Source organism: Actinomadura madurae, from assembly GCF_900115095.1.
GTDB lineage: Bacteria > Actinomycetota > Actinomycetes > Streptosporangiales > Streptosporangiaceae > Spirillospora > Spirillospora madurae.
Map to the genome: position 1 here is coordinate 454273 of NZ_FOVH01000001.1, position 16029 is coordinate 470301.

The 16029-nt window shown below is 72.3% G+C and carries 13 protein-coding genes; 11 read left to right on the plus strand and 2 right to left on the minus strand.

Annotation, left to right across the window (positions count from 1 at the left end):
• The first annotated feature begins 65 nt into the window (after nucleotides 1-65).
• Complete coding sequence (pdxR, locus tag BM339_RS02170) at nucleotides 66-1475, plus strand: MocR-like pyridoxine biosynthesis transcription factor PdxR (RefSeq protein WP_075019754.1); 1410 nt, start codon at nucleotides 66-68, stop codon at nucleotides 1473-1475.
• Here pdxR and BM339_RS02175 read toward each other — a convergent pair whose 3' ends face one another.
• Nucleotides 1476-2750, minus strand: coding sequence for an ABC transporter ATP-binding protein (locus tag BM339_RS02175; RefSeq protein WP_024936006.1), 1275 nt, complete (start codon nucleotides 2748-2750; stop codon nucleotides 1476-1478).
• 269 nt (nucleotides 2751-3019) lie between these two features.
• Here BM339_RS02175 and BM339_RS02180 point away from each other — a divergent pair, with 269 nt between their 5' ends.
• From BM339_RS02180 to efeB, 8 genes are all read left to right on the plus strand, one after another.
• A complete protein-coding gene (locus tag BM339_RS02180) occupies nucleotides 3020-4627 on the plus strand; it encodes a flavin monoamine oxidase family protein (protein ID WP_075019755.1) in 1608 nt (535 codons plus the stop codon).
• 14 nt (nucleotides 4628-4641) lie between these two features.
• Nucleotides 4642-5283 carry a Rid family hydrolase gene (locus BM339_RS02185; RefSeq protein ID WP_075019756.1) on the plus strand — a complete coding sequence of 214 codons (642 nt, stop codon included), beginning with the start codon at nucleotides 4642-4644 and terminating at the stop codon, nucleotides 5281-5283.
• Nucleotides 5284-5362: 79 nt separating this feature from the next.
• The gene (locus tag BM339_RS02190) at nucleotides 5363-6889 is read left to right on the plus strand and encodes a M20/M25/M40 family metallo-hydrolase (protein WP_021596632.1); all 1527 of its coding nucleotides are present in this window, start codon (nucleotides 5363-5365) and stop codon (nucleotides 6887-6889) included.
• 117 nt (nucleotides 6890-7006) lie between these two features.
• Nucleotides 7007-8983 carry a DNA primase gene (gene dnaG / locus BM339_RS02195; RefSeq protein WP_075019757.1) on the plus strand — a complete coding sequence of 659 codons (1977 nt, stop codon included), beginning with the start codon at nucleotides 7007-7009 and terminating at the stop codon, nucleotides 8981-8983.
• Nucleotides 8984-9054: 71 nt separating this feature from the next.
• Nucleotides 9055-10200, plus strand: coding sequence for an RNA polymerase sigma factor RpoD (rpoD, locus tag BM339_RS02200; protein WP_033333009.1), 1146 nt, complete (start codon nucleotides 9055-9057; stop codon nucleotides 10198-10200).
• A 107-nt stretch (nucleotides 10201-10307) separates the two neighbouring features.
• Nucleotides 10308-10775: a YbjQ family protein gene (locus BM339_RS02205; RefSeq protein ID WP_021596635.1), complete on the plus strand. Its 468-nt coding sequence runs from the start codon at nucleotides 10308-10310 to the stop codon at nucleotides 10773-10775.
• Between the two features lie 121 nt (nucleotides 10776-10896).
• Nucleotides 10897-12030: an iron uptake system protein EfeO gene (gene efeO / locus BM339_RS02210; RefSeq protein WP_021596636.1), complete on the plus strand. Its 1134-nt coding sequence runs from the start codon at nucleotides 10897-10899 to the stop codon at nucleotides 12028-12030.
• Nucleotides 12031-12053: 23 nt separating this feature from the next.
• Complete coding sequence (gene efeB / locus BM339_RS02215) at nucleotides 12054-13298, plus strand: iron uptake transporter deferrochelatase/peroxidase subunit (protein ID WP_024936002.1); 1245 nt, start codon at nucleotides 12054-12056, stop codon at nucleotides 13296-13298.
• Between the two features lie 20 nt (nucleotides 13299-13318).
• Here efeB and BM339_RS02220 read toward each other — a convergent pair whose 3' ends face one another.
• Nucleotides 13319-14569 (minus strand): hypothetical protein, encoded by a 1251-nt coding sequence (locus BM339_RS02220; RefSeq protein ID WP_021596589.1) that lies wholly within the window; start codon nucleotides 14567-14569, stop codon nucleotides 13319-13321.
• A 223-nt stretch (nucleotides 14570-14792) separates the two neighbouring features.
• On the opposite strand from BM339_RS02220, the gene BM339_RS02225 reads away from it, so the two are divergent.
• Nucleotides 14793-15368: a TerD family protein gene (locus BM339_RS02225; protein WP_021596590.1), complete on the plus strand. Its 576-nt coding sequence runs from the start codon at nucleotides 14793-14795 to the stop codon at nucleotides 15366-15368.
• 31 nt (nucleotides 15369-15399) lie between these two features.
• Nucleotides 15400-15978, plus strand: coding sequence for a TerD family protein (locus BM339_RS02230; RefSeq protein ID WP_021596591.1), 579 nt, complete (start codon nucleotides 15400-15402; stop codon nucleotides 15976-15978).
• Nucleotides 15979-16029 lie beyond the last annotated feature (51 nt).

Below are 16029 nucleotides of genomic sequence, written 5' to 3' on the forward strand. Positions count from 1 at the left end.
CGGCAGAGGACCAGGTACAGGGCCAAAATTGCGGGAAATGACTGAGCCGATTTAGGCTCGGCGGCGTGGATCTGCACGTGAGCCTGGTGGGCCGCCGCGACATCGCCGGGCAGATCTACCGCCAGCTGCGCGCCGCGATCCTGGACGGACGGCTCCGCGCGGGCGACGCGCTGCCGCCGACGCGGGAGCTGGCGCGGCGCCTCGCGATCTCCCGCAACACCGTCGGCGTCGCCTACGACCGGCTCGCCGCCGAGGGCTTCCTCACGAGCCGGGTGGGGGCGGGGACGTTCGTCCGGGAGACCGGGTCCGCCCCGCGCGGCGCCCCCGCCGCCTCGCCGCTGCGGTCGCGCCGGGTGTGGGACGGGGTGTCGGCCTGGCCCGCGCGGATGCCGGGCATCAGGTGGGACTTCCGCGCCGGGCTGCCCGACGTGACGCTGTTCCCGTACGAGGCCTGGCGGCGGATCATGGCCGGGGTGCTCCGGCCGTCGGCGCTGGGGGACCCCGCGTCGGCGGGCGACCCGGCGGGCCTGCCCGCCCTGCGGGACGCCATCGCCCGGCACGCCGGCGTGTCGCGCTCGGTGCGCGCGGCCGGCGCCGACATCGTCGTCACCGCGGGCGTCCAGCAGGCGCTCGACCTCATCGTCCGGGTGCTGCTCGAACCCGGCGACGTCGTCGCCGTCGAGGACCCGGGGTACCCGCCCGCGCGGATGCTGCTCACCGCGGCCGGGATGCGGGTGCGCGGGGTGCCGGTCGACGCCGAGGGCCTGCGCGTCGACGCGCTCCCCGGCGACGCGCGGGCCGTCTACGTCACCCCGTCGCACCAGTTCCCGCTGGGCATGCCGATGTCGCTGCCGCGGCGCCGGGCGCTGCTCGGCTGGGCGCGGCGGCGCGACGTGGTGATCGTCGAGGACGACTACGACACCGAGTACCGCTACGGCGGCCGGCCGGTCGAGCCGCTGCAGAGCCTCGACGGGGACGGCCGCGTCCTGTACACCGGCACCTTCTCCAAGGTCATGCGGCCGGTGCTGCGGCTCGGCTTCCTCGTCGTGCCGCCGGCGCTGCACCACGCGTTCCGGATGGCGCGCTACGTCTCGTCCTGGCACGCCGAGCTGCCCGCGCAGGCGGCGCTGGCCCGGTTCATCGACGAGGGCCTGCTCGCCCGGCACCTGCGCAGGTCGCGCCGCGAGTACCGGGCCCGGCACGAGCGCGTCGCGGAGCTGGTCGGCGGGCTGATGGGCGACCGGCTGACCCTCGTCCCGTCCGAGGCCGGGCTGCATCTGAGCGCCACCCTCCCGGCCGGCGCGGACGACGCCGCGATCGCCGCGCGGGCGCTGGAGGCGGGCATCGGCCTGTTCGCGCTGTCGGAGTTCGCGGTGTCCGCGCCGCCCGTCCCGGGGCTGGTCTTCGGGTACGGGGCCGCGCCGCCGCCCGCCATCGACGAGGGATTGCGCCGGCTCAGCCGGATCGTGGCCTGACTACCGCTGGACGGGGGTGACGCGCCGGCCGTCCGCCCCGAAGAACAGCACGCGGCCGAAGTCGATGGTCAGCGCGACATGGTCGCCCCGGTCGGGCCGGCCGCCCGGCGCGATCCGGAACACGAGGTCGGAGCGCCGGTGGTGGCCGGCGTGCTCCTCGGTGTACTCCTCCTCGCCGGACGGGCGCCCGAACACCCCCCGCAGGCGCCCGCGCAGGCCGGGCCGGTCCGGCTCGCGGGCCGGCGGGGCCTCCGGCCGCCCCACCTCGGTCGCGTCGACCGTGGGGATGCCCGCCTCGGCGTAGGCGAGCCACTCGTGCCCGTGGAACTCCAGCGCGCGGACCTGCCCGGACAGGACGCTGCCGTGCGGGGCCGGCGAACCGGGGGCGATCGGCATCAGCGTGTCCGGGCGGATGCCCACGATCACGGGACGCCCGTGGTGGCTGATCAGCGCGGATGCGCGGGGATCGTTCCACGGCAGCGTCAGCCGCTGCGGCCCGAAGTCGAGCAGCAGCCCCTCGCCCTCGACGGCCCACAGCGTGGCCTGCAGCAGGTTGATCGGCGGCGAGCTGAGGAACGCGGCCACGAACACCGTCGCCGGGTCCTCGTAGATCTGCTCGGGGGTGCCGACGTCCTCCAGCACGCCGTCGCGCAGCACCGCCATCCGGTCGGCCATCGTCATGGCCTCGATCTGGTCGTGCGTGACGTAGACGGTGGTGGTCCCGGTGGAGCGGACCAGCGCGGCGATCTCGACGCGCAGCTCGGCGCGCAGCCCCGCGTCCAGGCTCGACAGGGGCTCGTCCATCAGGAACAGCGACGGCTCGCGGATCAGCGCCCGCCCGATCGCGGCCCGCTGCCGCTGGCCGCCCGACAGCGTGCGCGGCATCCGGTCGATCATCGTGTTGATGCCGAGCGCGCGGGCCAGCTCGACGACCTTCGCGCTGGCCTCGGCCCGGTCGTCCCCCGACACCTCCAGGGGGAACATCATGTTGCCCTTGACGGTGCGGTGCGGGTAGAGCGCCCCCTCCTGGAAGACCATCGCGACATTGCGCTCGCGCGGCGGCAGCCCGTTGGCGACGATCCCGTTCAGCCACAGGTCGCCGCTGGTGATCTCCTCCAGCCCGGCGATCATCCGCAGGATGGTGGACTTGCCGCAGCCGGACGGCCCGAGCAGGACGAACAGCTCGCCGTCGTTGATCCGGAGGCGGACGTTCCGGACGGCCGCCTGCCCGCCGGGGTACACCTTGTCGACGCCGTCCAGCACAACATCCGTCATCGGGGCCGCCTGGGGGTGGGTGAAACTTCGGTCCGTCATCACACCGCGCGACGGTCGAGGTTGTCCAGAGTCAAACCGGAGTTACCGCCCGTCGACCCGGCCGAGTCCGGCCATGCCGGCGGCGGCGGAGCCCCCTTCCCGCGGTGAGGATTACGAAACCGGTTGATCACGGGAGAAGCCGGTCGGCAACGTACCTCTTACAGATCTCGCCATTTCTCGCAATGGAACGGTCCCAGACTGCCCGGACGACGAGATCTTGGAGGTGCTCCTTGGCGACTTCGGCAGAGCCGACGGGCGTCAGCAGACGTGGCTTCCTCACCCGGGTCGGGGCCACCGGCGGGGCGGGGGCCATGTTCGCCACCATGGGCGCGCTGGGCCTCGCCCCGAGCGCGGAGGCGCGGCCCCGCGTCCCCTTCCAGCCCCCGCGGGAATCGGACTTCCGGTTGCGCGGCCGCGCGGCCGCGAAGGTCGTGGTGCTCGGCGCCGGCGTCGCCGGGCTGGCCACCGCGTACGAGCTGGGCAAGGCCGGCTACCGGGTCACCGTCCTGGAGGCGCAGGACCGGGTGGGCGGGCGCAACCGCACGCTGCGCGGCGGCGACCGCCTCACCGAGACGGGCGGCGAGACCCAGCGGGTCGGATTCGGCGACGGCACGTACATGAACGCGGGCCCGGCCCGCATCGCGCAGTGGATGACGACGATGGACTACTGCCGGGAGCTGGGCGTCCCGCTGGAGGTCTTCACCAACTCCAACGCCCAGGCCTATCTCTTCAACCAGTCGGCCGGGATGGAGGCCCCGGTGCGGTGGCGCACCGCGAAGGCCGACGTCTACGGGTACATCTCCGAACTGCTCGCCAAGGCCACCGACCAGGGCGCCCTCGACCAGAGGCTCACCTCGACCGACAAGGAGAGGCTGCTGTCGTTCCTGTCGGGGTTCGGCGCCATCGGCCCCAAGGCCGACGGGTACGCCTACAAGGGCGGCGACCGGCGCGGCTTCACCGTGGACCCGGGGGCGGGCGACGTGGAGGGGACGGTCCTCGGGCCCCCGCCCTCCCTCTCGGACGTCTTCGCCGGCGGCGTGGGCCGCTACTTCTCCTTCGAGTTCGGCTACAGCCAGGCGATGCTGATGTTCCAGCCCGTCGGGGGCATGGACGCCATCCCGCGCGCGCTGGCCAAGGCCGTCGGGCGGGACCGGATCCGCACCGGCGCCAGGGTCACCAAGATCACGAACCTCGCCGGGGGCGTGCGGATCCAGTACGAGACGGGCGGGCGCACCCGGCTGCTGGAGGCGGACTACTGCGTCGCCACCCTGCCGCCGCAGGTGCTGGCGAAGATCCCGCACAACCTGGGCGCGGCGGTCCAGTCCGCGCTGGGGACGCCCGTCCCGGTCTCCACCGGCAAGATCGGGCTGGAGTACCGGAACCGCTGGTGGGAGACCGAGGAGAAGATCTACGGCGGCATCACGAACACCGATCTGGACATCTCCACCATCTGGTACCCCTCGTCCGGGTACCACGGCCGCTCCGGCCTGCTCGTCGGCTACTACAACTTCGGCGCGCAGGCCGACACCTACGCGAGGCTGGGGCACGCCGGACGGCTCGCCCGCGCCCTCGACCAGGGGGCGAAGATCCACGGCGACCGCTACCGCGAGGGCATCGCCGCGTCCGCGTCCATCGCCTGGATCCGGCAGCCGCACATCGAGGGCGGCTGGGTCGACTGGCCGTCGCGCGGAGCCGAGTACAAGCTCCTCAACCAGCCCCAGGAAAACGTGTACTACGCCGGTGACTGGCTCAGCTACGAGATCGCCTGGCAGCACGGCTCCTTCGAGTCCGCGCGCAAGGTCGTGACCGAACTCCACCAGCGCGTACTGAAGGGATGACCGTGCTACCAGGGATGACCGTGCTCCGAGGCAGGATTCTCGTCGGCGGGCTCGCCACCGCGGCGTTCGTCGGGGTCGCCTCCGCCGCGTCCGCCGCGCCCGGGCATTTCGGAAGACCGCCCCGCCCGAACGAAGTGCGCCCCGCGCTTCCCGCCGGGCAGAGCAACCCGGCCATCGCCGACGGTGTCGCCGTCGGAGGACGCGTCGCCACTTACACGGCGAGCGGCCTCGGCCCCAGGGAGGCCAACACCTCCGCTCCGGCGGGCAGCCCCGAACGCTACAGCGAGTACATCACGCCGCCGCCCGGCGTCACCATCACCGAGGCCCAGGCGCTCAACGTCCTCAAGCAGATCGCCGCGAACCTCAAGGCCCAAGGCCTCACGCTCCGGGACGTGATCTCCATGCGGGCCTACCTCGCCAACGCCCCCGGCAGCGACACGGCGGACTTCGCAGGATGGAACCGCGCCTACCGGCAGTACTTCGCCAACACCGACCTGTCCACCGGCGCGCCCGTCAAGGTCCCGCTCGGCACCGCGCCGCCCGCGCTTCCCACGTACGTCAATTCCGCACGCCCGTCACGCGTCACTCTGGAGATCGAGAACCTCCCCGTGCCAGGCTGGCTCGTCGAGGTGGAGATCGTCGCCGCGTTCCGGTAGCGCGGCCGCGACCGCCACGGTCCGGGAGCGCTCCGCGGCCCCCCGCGGGGCGCTCCCGCCCAGCGAAGGAGGAGCTCCCATGTCCGACTCCCCGACCCCCGTCACCCGCCGAACCTTCCTGCGCCGCGGCGGCGCGGGCGCCGTCCTGCTCACCGGCGGCGTCCTCGCCGGCGGCACCGCCGCCGCCGCGCCGGCCCGCGTGCCCGCCGCGCCCGCTCCCGCCGACCTCGACCCGCTGGCCCTGCTGAAGAAGATGCTGGCCTTCGACACCCAGAACTTCGGCGAGGGCGGCGTCACCCGGCCGCACGCCGAGATGCTGAAGGCGGTGTGGGACTCCGCGAACGTGCCCGCGGAGATCATCCCCACGCCGAAGAAGGACAACGTCCACCTCATCGCCCGGATCAAGGGCACCACCGCCGCCCCGCCGCTGCTCCTGCTCGGACACTCCGACGTCGTGCCCGTGGAACGCGACAAGTGGTCCGTCGACCCGTTCGCCGGGGTCGTCAAGGACGGCGAGATCTACGGCCGCGGCGCCCTGGACATGAAGGGCGCCAACTCCGCCAACATCGCCGCCGTGCTGCGGCACGTGAACGAGGGCGCCAAGTTCGACCGCGACATCATCGTCCTCACCGACTGCGACGAGGAGGCCGGGCAGTACGGCTCCGCCTGGCTCGCCCAGAACCACTGGGACAAGATCAACGCCGGCATGGTGCTCACCGAGGGCGGCTGGTTCCTCGCCCAGAAGGACCGCAGGACGCCGATGCTCATCACGGTGACCCGCCAGGACAAGGTCTACTTCAACCTCGACCTCGTCGCCGACGGCATCGCCACCCACTCGTCCAAGCCCAACCCCGAGTCCGCGATCGCCCGGCTCTCCCGCGCCGTGACCGACATCGACACCTGGCTCGCGCCCGTCGCGCTCACCCCGGTCACCCGCGAGTACTTCGGCGCCCTGGCCAAGGCCACCGACGACGGCCCGTTCGAGCGGGCGCTGCGGCTGCTGCTGGCGGCGCGGTCGCAGCCGGCCCGCGAGCGGGCGGCGGCGCTCGTGGTCAAGCGCAGCTCGTACCCGTGGCTGCACCAGGCGCTCCTGCGGACCACGCACTCCTTCGTGATCGAGGACGCGGGGTACAAGGAGAACGTCATCCCGTCCTCCGCCACGCTCCGGATCAACTGCCGGGGCGTGCCCGGCGGCCAGCGTCCCCGCGACTTCCTCGCGGCGTTCCGCAAGCGCCTCGCGGACCGGGACGTCACCGTCAAGCTCGCCGGCAACCCCGGGGAGTCGGAGGAGGACGCCCTCAAGAGGCTGGACGAGACCTGGGCCAGGCAGCCGTCCAGCCTCGACTCCCCGCTGTACACCGCGATCGGCGAGGCCGCCGCCGAGACCTACCCGGGCGCCGTCTTCGCCCCCGCCCTGTTCGAGGCGGGGACGAGCCTCGGGCCGTGGACGTCCAAGGGCGTCCCCGGCTACGGCGTCTACCCGTACGTGCTGGACAACGACCAGCTGATCGCCATGCACGGCAACGACGAGCGCATCACCGTCGAGGCGCTCAAGCAGGGAACGGAGTTCATGTACCGGCTGTTCGACCGGTTCCGCGTCCGGTGAGACCGGCGCGATGAGGCGGGGTGCGCTCCCGGTCCCGTCGCGGGGCCGGGAGCGCACCGATGCCGGGTTCCGATGTGATGCCCGCGCTGTCGTGAGGCCGCCGTAGACTCCTTGGTCGTGGCAGGCCGGATTCGCAATGAGGACATCGCGCTCGTGCGGGAGCGCTCGTCCATCGCCGACGTGATCGGCGAGTACCTGCAGCTGCGCAGCGCGGGCGGCGGCAACCTCAAGGGCCTCTGCCCGTTCCACGACGAGAAGTCGCCCTCGTTCAACGTGACGCCCTCGCGCGGGCTGTACTTCTGCTTCGGCTGCGAGGCGGGCGGCGACGTCATCAAGTTCGTCCAGGAGATCGAGCACCTGTCCTTCAGCGAGTCGGTGGAGCGGCTCGCCGTCCAGGCCGGGATCCAGCTGCGCTACGAGGAGGACGGCGGGCGCGGCCCCCGGCACGACGGCGGTCAGCGCGCCCGGCTCATCGAGGCGCACAAGGCCGCCGCCGAGTACTACGCGGAGCGGCTCGCCTCGCCCGAGGGCATGATCGGCCGGACGTTCCTGGCCGAGCGCGGCTTCGAGCAGGCCGACGCCGCGCGCTTCGGCGTCGGCTTCGCCCCCCGCGAGTGGGAGGGCCTGGTCCGGCACCTGCGCGGACGCGGCTTCGCCGACCGCGACATCGTCGCCGGCGGCCTCGCGAAGGAGGGCCGCCGTGGCCCGATGGACCGGTTCCGCGGCCGGCTGATGTGGCCGATCCGCGACCTGTCCGGCGACGTCATCGGCTTCGGCGCCCGCAGGCTCTACGAGGACGACGACGGCCCCAAGTACCTGAACACCCCGGAGACGCCGCTGTTCCACAAGGGGTCGGTGCTGTACGGGGCCGACCTCGCGAAGAAGGAGATCGCGCGGCGGCGGCAGGCCGTGGTCGTCGAGGGCTACACCGACGTGATGGCCTGCCACCTGGCGGGCGTCCCGACGGCGATCGCCACCAGCGGGACGGCGTTCGGCGACGACCACATCAAGGTGCTGCGCCGGCTGCTGATGGACCAGGACGAGTTCCGCGGCGAGGTGATCTTCACCTTCGACGGCGACGCGGCCGGGCGGAAGGCGGCGCTGCGCGCGTTCGACGACGAGCAGAAGTTCGTCTCGCAGACGTTCGTGGCCGTCCAGCCGGACGGGCTCGACCCGTGCGACCTGCGGATCCGGCACGGCGACGCGGCGGTGCGCGACCTGGTGGCCTCCCGGCTGCCGCTGTTCGAGTTCGCGGTGCGCAGCACGATCGAGCAGTACGACCTCGACACGGTCGAGGGGCGGCTGGGCGCGCTGGACGCGGCGGCCCCGGTGGTCGCCGCCATCAAGGACCGCTCCCGCCGGCACATGTACGCGGTCAACCTGGACCGCTGGCTCGGCATCATGGACGAACAGTTCGTGCTGAGCCGCGTCCGGGAGCTCGCCGCCCGCCGGCACGGCCGCCCCCAGGCCGGAAACGGCCGCCCGCAGGCCGGAAACGGCCGTGCGCAGAACGGGAACGGCCGCCCCCAGGACGGGAGCGGCCGCGGCCGGAACGGGCGCGACGGGCGCAACGGGCCGGCCGGCGAGCCGGCGGCGCCGCCGCGTCCGGCGTTCGACCCGGCCGACCCCGAGGTCCAGCGCGAGCGTGAGCTGCTGAAACTGGCCGTCCAGCACCCGGCGCTGCTCGGGCCGGGGTTCGAGGAGGTTCCGGCGGAGGCGTTCCTCGCCCCGCCGCACGCGGCGGTGCGGGCGGTGATCGCCGCGGCCGGCGGCGTGACGGCGGCCGGGAACGTCGCGGAGTGGGTCGCGCTGCTCCTGGAGCGCGCGCCGAACGACCAGGTCAGGGATCTGATCACCAAGCTCGGGGTGGAGCCGGTCCGGGCCGTCCAGGAATCGGACGACCGTTATGCGGCGGAGCTGCTGGCCCGAATACAGGAACGCCAGCTCACCCGCATGATCGCCGACGCGAAATCTAAACTCGGGCGGCTGAATCCGGTCGAGGCCGCCGACGAGTACAAGAAGCTGTTCGGCGACCTTGTCGCACTTGAGCGGCAGCGACGGGTGTTGCGTGAGAGAGGGCTTGGGGCGCAGTAGGTCAACGGACGCAAAAATGGGTCCTGTGATCTTGGCTCCATTTGACGCAGACTGTCTGCGTGGGCCCTTCGGTGCTGCCAAGCGAGGCGCCATCGGTTGATCAGGTGGCGGACCTCGTCGCACGTGGCAGAGAACGCGGCGGTGTGACCGTCGAGGACGTCGCTGCCGCGCTCGATCGCTCGGACTTGCCGGACGACTCCCTGGAAAGGGTCGTCCGGATGCTCGCAGAGCAGGGGGTGGAGGTTCTCGAGTCTCAGCAGGAGACCGAGGACGTCGCGCGAGCGGATGAGGGAGACCTCGGCAAGCGGGCGCCGACGAGCGACCTGGTTCGGATCTACCTGAGAGAGATCGGTCGCGTACCGCTTCTCACGGCAGAAGATGAAGTAGAACTCGCGAAATCGATCGAGGCGGGACTGTTCGCCGAGGAGAAGATGGCGCGTACCGCCGTCCTCGCCCGCGGCGAGCTGATCGACCTCGAACTGCTCTCCCGCGAGGGGATGCGGGCGAAGCAACGCCTGATCGAGGCCAACCTGCGGCTGGTGGTCTCGATCGCGAAACGCTACGTGGGCCGGGGGATGCTCTTCCTCGACCTCATCCAGGAGGGAAATCTCGGACTGATTCGCGCGGTCGAGAAGTTCGACTACACGAAAGGGTTCAAGTTCTCGACCTACGCCACCTGGTGGATCCGGCAGGCGATCACCCGGGCGATCGCCGACCAGGCCCGGACGATCCGGATCCCGGTCCACATGGTGGAGACTATCAACAAGCTGGTCCGGGTGCAGCGCCAGATGCACCAGGACCTCGGCCGCGAGCCCAGCCCCGAGGAGATCGGCCTGGAGATGGGCCTGTCGCCCGTCCGGGTCGTGGAGATCCAGCGGATCGCCCAGGAGCCGGTGTCGCTGCAGTCGCCGATCGGCGAGGAGGACTCCGACCTCGGCGACTTCATCGAGGACGCGGACGCGGTGGTCCCGATCGAGGCCGCAGCGTTCATCCTCCTGCAGGACCAGCTGGAGGACATCCTCGGCACCCTGTCGGACCGGGAGCAGCGCATCATCCAGCTGCGCTTCGGCCTGACCGACGGGCATCCGCGCACGCTGGAGGAGGTCGGCCGGGAGTTCGGCGTGACGAGGGAGCGGATCCGCCAGATCGAGTCCAAGACCCTGGCGAAGCTGCGTCACCCCTCGCGCGCGCAGATGCTCCGGGAGTACCTCGACTGACGGGCGTCCTCCCGGCCGGCGGGCCGGGAGGACCTCGCCCGTGTCCGTGCCTGGTCATCTGGTCATTGCGTCGCATTTCGTCCGTACCGTGTCCTACCGTGGTGGTCATGCTGATCGTGACGACTGATGGCGTGGCGGGGTACGAGATCAGGAGCGTGCTCGGGGAGGTCCTCGGGACGGCCGTGCAGGCGGCTCAGGGCGGCGCGCCCGCCCCCGGGCAGGGCGGCAGCAGTGCGACGTTCCGGGTGACCGGGGAGCAGCCGGGCGTGAGCCTCGCCGCGGCGCGCCGGGAGGCGGTGGAGCGGCTCGGCGAGGAGGCCCGCCGCAAGGGCGCGAACACGGTGGTCGGCATGCGGTACGACACCGCCGCGGTGGGCGGCGGCTTCGAGGTGTGCGCGTACGGGACGGCCGTGTGGGCCGAGCCCGCGGCGCAGCAGCGCGAGCAGGCGCCCCAGTACCAGCAGCAGCCGCCGCAGCAGCAGGGCCAGCTCCCGCCGTACGGGGAGCCGCAGGCCGGCGGTCCGCCGATGGTCGCCCGCAACCTCACGATGGGCCTGCACGACCGGCCGCGCTGACACCCTCCTCCAGGATCCGCGACGAGCGAGGACGCACTGTCGCGGGGGCGCTTGACCTGGTGAGCCGGGGCAGCGCTAATTTAGGTTTGCCTAACCAAATTGCACGCCCCTGGAGTCCCTCATGCGTCCTGTCTCCGTTCTCGCACTCGCCGGCGCCGCCGCGGTGTCGATGTCCCTCCTGGCGGCGTGCGGCGGTGGCGGGGACGAGGCGGACGCGGCGGGCGCCATCGCCGTCAAGGCCACCGACGACACCTGCGAGGTGGCCAAGACCGACCTTCCCGCGGGCAAGACCACCTTCAAGGTCACCAACGAGGGCTCGAAGGTCAACGAGTTCGAGGTCCTGAAGCCGGACGGCAAGATCCTCGCCGAGCGGGAGAACATCGGCCCGGGGACCAGCGTCGACTTCGTCGTGAACCTGCCCGCCGGGCAGTACAGGATGCTGTGCAGCGCCGGGCAGACGGGCAAGGGCCCGTCCCAGAACGTCACGGTCACCGGCGCCTCCGCGGGCGGCGGCGACCAGCGGCTCGACAAGGCCGCCGCCGACTACAAGACCTTCGTCATCGCGCGGCTCGACGACACCCTCGCCAAGACCCGGACGTTCGTGGACGCGGTCAAGGCCGGCGACGTCCCGAAGGCCAAGGAGCTGTACGCGCCGTCCCGCGTCGGGTGGGAGACGATCGAGCCCGTCGCCGAGAAGTTCGGCGACATCGACCCGAAGGTCGACGCCCGCGAGGCCGACCTGAAGCCGGAGGAGAAGAAGGACTGGTCCGGCTGGCACCTGCTGGAGAAGGCCCTCTGGAAGGACGGCTCGGTCAAGGGCAAGGAGAAGTACGGCGACCGGCTGCTGAAGGACCTGGAAGAGCTCAAGTCGCGGCTTCCGGGCCTCACCCTCGACCCGGTCAACGACATGGCCGGCGGGGCGAAGGAGCTGCTGGACGAGGTCGCCACCGGCAAGGTCACCGGCGAGGAGGAGGCGTTCAGCCACACCGACCTCGTCGACTTCAAGGCCAACGTCGACGGCGCCAGGAAGATCTACGAGCTGCTCAAGCCGGTCGTCCAGGAGCGCGACGCGCAGCTCGCCGGGGACCTCGACGCCAACTTCGCCAAGGTCGACGCGCTGCTGAAGAAGCACGCGAAGGGCGACGGCTACGTCTCCTACGACAAGGTCGGCAAGGACGACCGCAAGGAGCTGGCCGACGCGGTGAACGCTTTGGGCGAGCCCCTGTCCAAGCTCGCCGAGGTCGTGGCGAAGTAGCGGGCCGAGAGGGCGGTGGCGAGATGACCGGCGACGGGACCGCGTCGCGGCCGGGGATGTCCCGGCGCAGGATGCTCGGCTTCTCCGGCGTGAGCCTGCTCGCCGGCGCCGCCGCCGGGGCCGGGGTCGACCGGGTCGCCTCCGCCGGCGAGGACGCCGGGGCGGGGGCCGCGGTCGCGTTCCGCGGCGCGCACCAGGCGGGCATCGCCACCCCCGTCCAGGACCGGCTGCACTTCGCGGCGTTCGACGTCACGACCGGCGACCGCGACCGGCTCGTGCGCATGCTGAGGGAGTGGACGGACGCGGCCGCCGCCATGACCGCCGGCCGGCCCGTCGGCGACGGCGCGGTGGGCGGGGTCCCGGTGGCGCCGCCGGACGACACCGGCGAGGCGCTCGGGCTGCCGCCGTCCCGGCTCACGCTGACGATCGGGTTCGGCCCGACGCTGTTCGAGAAGGACGGGAAGGACCGCTTCGGGATCAAGGCGCGCCGCCCGCCCGCCCTGGTCGACCTGCCGCACTTCCCGGGCGACGACCTCGACCCCGCCCGCAGCGGCGGGGACATCGCCGTGCAGGCGTGCGCCGACGACCCGCAGGTCGCGGTGCACGCCATCCGGAACCTGGCCCGCATCGGCTTCGGCGTGGTGGCGGTCCGGTGGTCGCAGCTCGGGTTCGGCAAGACCTCCTCCACGACGCCGGACGCGCAGACCCCGCGCAACCTGTTCGGGTTCAAGGACGGCACCGACAACATCGGCGGGGACGACGGGGCGCTGCTCGACGAGCACGTGTGGGCGGGCAAGGGCGAGGGCGCCGAGTGGATGGCGGGCGGCTCCTACCTCGTCGCCCGCCGGATCCGCATGCACATCGAGACCTGGGACCGGACGTCGCTGCGCGAGCAGGAGGACATCTTCGGCCGGAGCAAGGGCGAGGGCGCGCCCGTGGGGGAGCGCAAGGAGCGCGACAAGCCGGTCCTGGCGCGGATGAAGCCGGACGCGCACGTCCGGCTCGCCCATCCCGAGAGCAACCGGGGGTCGCGGATCCTGCGGCGCGGCTACTCGTTCACCGACGGGTCGGACGGCCTCGGGCGGCTGGAGGCGGGCCTGTTCTTCATCGCCTTCCAGCGCGACCCGCGCACGGGCTTCATCCGGATCCAGAACTCGCTGGCGGCGGACGCGCTCAACGAGTACATCCAGCACGTCGGATCGGGCGTCTACGCGTGCCCGCCCGGCGTCGGCGAGGGCGGCCACTGGGGCGACACGCTGTTCACCTAGACACGCTGTTCGCCTAGCGGTCACCCCTGCCCGGCACGTTCGGCTCGGATACGCGTCACCACGTCGCCGGCGGCCGTCTTTATGGACTCCAGCTCCTGGAGGTAGGCCCAGTAGTCCGGGTGGGCTCCGGTGAGCCGGTTCGGCGCGTTCTCCAGCCGTTCGACGAGCGAGTCGAGGACCCGGACGTGCTGGGGTGCCGGCCCTCCGGGCTGCGCCATCGCGAGCCGCTGCGCGTCCCGCACCGCGAACCGCACGCCCTCGGCGGGCCTGGACGGGTCCTCGGCGACCGCCTTCAGCTCCTCCACCCGCCCGGTGACCTGGCCGGCCCTGCGGTCGGCCGCGTTCAGCTCGGTGCGCGCCGCGGTGAGCGCCCGCTGCGCCTGGTTCCACTCGGTGCGGGCGGCGTGCGCGGACGCCTCGTTCAGCCGCTCGCGGGCCCGGGTGACGGCCGCCTCGATGGAGTCCGGTGCGCCCTTCAGGTCCTGCCAGCAGGCCTGCGAGTAGCCGCGCACGAGGACCCGCATCGCCTCCTTGACGGGCCCGACGCGGTTCGCGACGACGTCCACCCGCGTCCGGACGGAGGCGAGCGAGTTGCGGACCTTCTGCGCGAGCTGCGGCAGCTCCGCGGCGGCCTCGCGCGCCCGCTCGGCGATGTCGCGGACCTCCTCGGCCTTGCGGATGGCGCCGTCCAGCCCGAGCCCGCCGAGCCCCTGCGAGCCGAGCTGCGCGAGGACCTGCCTGGCGCGCTCCAGTTCCGCCTCGGGCTCGGAGGCGTCCATCCCGGCGTCCTTCGCGGCGGCCACGGCGGCGTCGGCGGCGGCCACCGCGTCGCGGGCGGCGGCCAGCCGCGGCGGGAGCTGGTCGAGGGCGGACTCCAGCCGGGCCATCTGCGGGGCGAGGCGCTCGGCGAAGCCGTTCAGGTTCCGGGTGATCTGCTGCAGCCGCTCGGTGGACGCGACGAACGCGCGCCGCGCCGCGTCGTACTCGGCCGGTGACCGGTCCCGGTCATCGAGGTCGTGCGCGTCCAGGACGGAGATGTAGGCGACGGACGCGGCGTCGGCCGCCTCCGACAGCCCGGCGAACTCCCGCCGCGCGGGCGCGGCCGCCGCGGCGTCCAGGTCCTCGAACACGGTGACGCGGCCGTCGATGTACTTCTGCGCCTGGTCCATGTCGTAGAAGGCGGCGGCCGCCGCCTCCCTGGCCTCGACCGCCCCGGCCGCCGCCTGCGCCCCGCGGCCGCCCCGGCGGCGCTGGTCACCCGGTCCCCGCAACGCAGCCTCCCTTCGTCCCAGCCCCAGTCTTGCGCAAAAGGGTCAGGTTGCGCGCACGCGCGCGGCCGGTCCGGTGCCGGACGGCCGGACGGCGGTGCCTTAGCACAATGATGTTCGCCATCGCTCCGCAAAGGATGGAACGGATAGCATCGCTGCTACGTCGATAAGGCTGGGCGCCGGGTCGGCGTCCGTCCGATTCGGCATGCGATCTTGGAGGCCCATCGTGCCCGTCAGCCTGAGCAAAGGCGGCAACGTATCGCTCACCAAGCAGGCTCCCGGCCTGACCGCGGTGACCGTCGGTCTCGGGTGGGACCTGCGCACCACCACCGGGTCCGATTTCGACCTCGACGCCTCCGCCATGGTCCTGGACGCCTCCGGCAAGATCATCACCGACCAGCACTTCGTGTTCTTCAACAACCTTCGCACGCCGGACGGCGCCGTCGAGCACACCGGCGACAACACCACCGGCGCCGGCGAGGGCGACGACGAGCAGCTCAAGGTCAACTTCGGGGCGATGCCGGCCGCGGCCGAGCGGGTGGCGTTCGCCGCGTCCATCTACGACGCCGACAGCCGCGGGCAGAACTTCGGGCAGGTCCGCAACGCCTACATCCGGGTGCTGAACCAGGCCGACGGGTCGGAGATGGCGCGCTACGACCTGTCCGAGGACGCCTCGATGGAGACCGCGATGGTCTTCGGCGAGCTGTACCGCAACGGCACCGAGTGGAAGTTCAGGGCGGTCGGCCAGGGTTACGCGTCCGGCCTGGCGGGCATCGCGATGGACTTCGGCGTCAACATCTGATCAGGTTCAGCAGGAAGGGAGAGGCCCGTTCATGGGAGTCTCACTCGCCAAGGGCGGCAATGTTTCACTGACGAAGGCCGCGCCCAACCTCACCGCAGTCACCGTCGGCCTCGGCTGGGACGTGCGCGCCACCACGGGTGCCGACTTCGACCTGGACGCGTCCGCGCTGATGCTCGCGAGCACCGGCAAGGTCATGTCCGACCAGCACTTCGTGTTCTTCAACAACCTGAAGAGCCCGGAGGGCTCGGTCGAGCACACCGGTGACAACCTGACCGGTGAGGGCGAGGGCGACGACGAGTCGATCAACGTCGACCTGCGGGCGGTGCCGCCCGAGTGCGAGCGCATCGTCTTCCCCGTCTCGATCTACGACGCGGACAACCGGCAGCAGAGCTTCGGGCAGGTACGCAACGCCTTCATCCGGATCGTCAACCGGACCGACGGCGACGAGCTCGCCCGCTTCGACCTCACCGAGGACGCCTCGACCGAGACCGCCATGGTCTTCGGCGAGCTGTACCGGCACGGCGGTGAATGGAAGTTCAGGGCCGTCGGGCAGGGGTACGCCTCCGGTCTCGCCGGCATCGCCATGGACTTCGGCGTGAACGTCGGCTGACCGCCGACGCCCCCGCACCGCGGCCGCCACGCCCGGCCGTCCTTCTAGCAG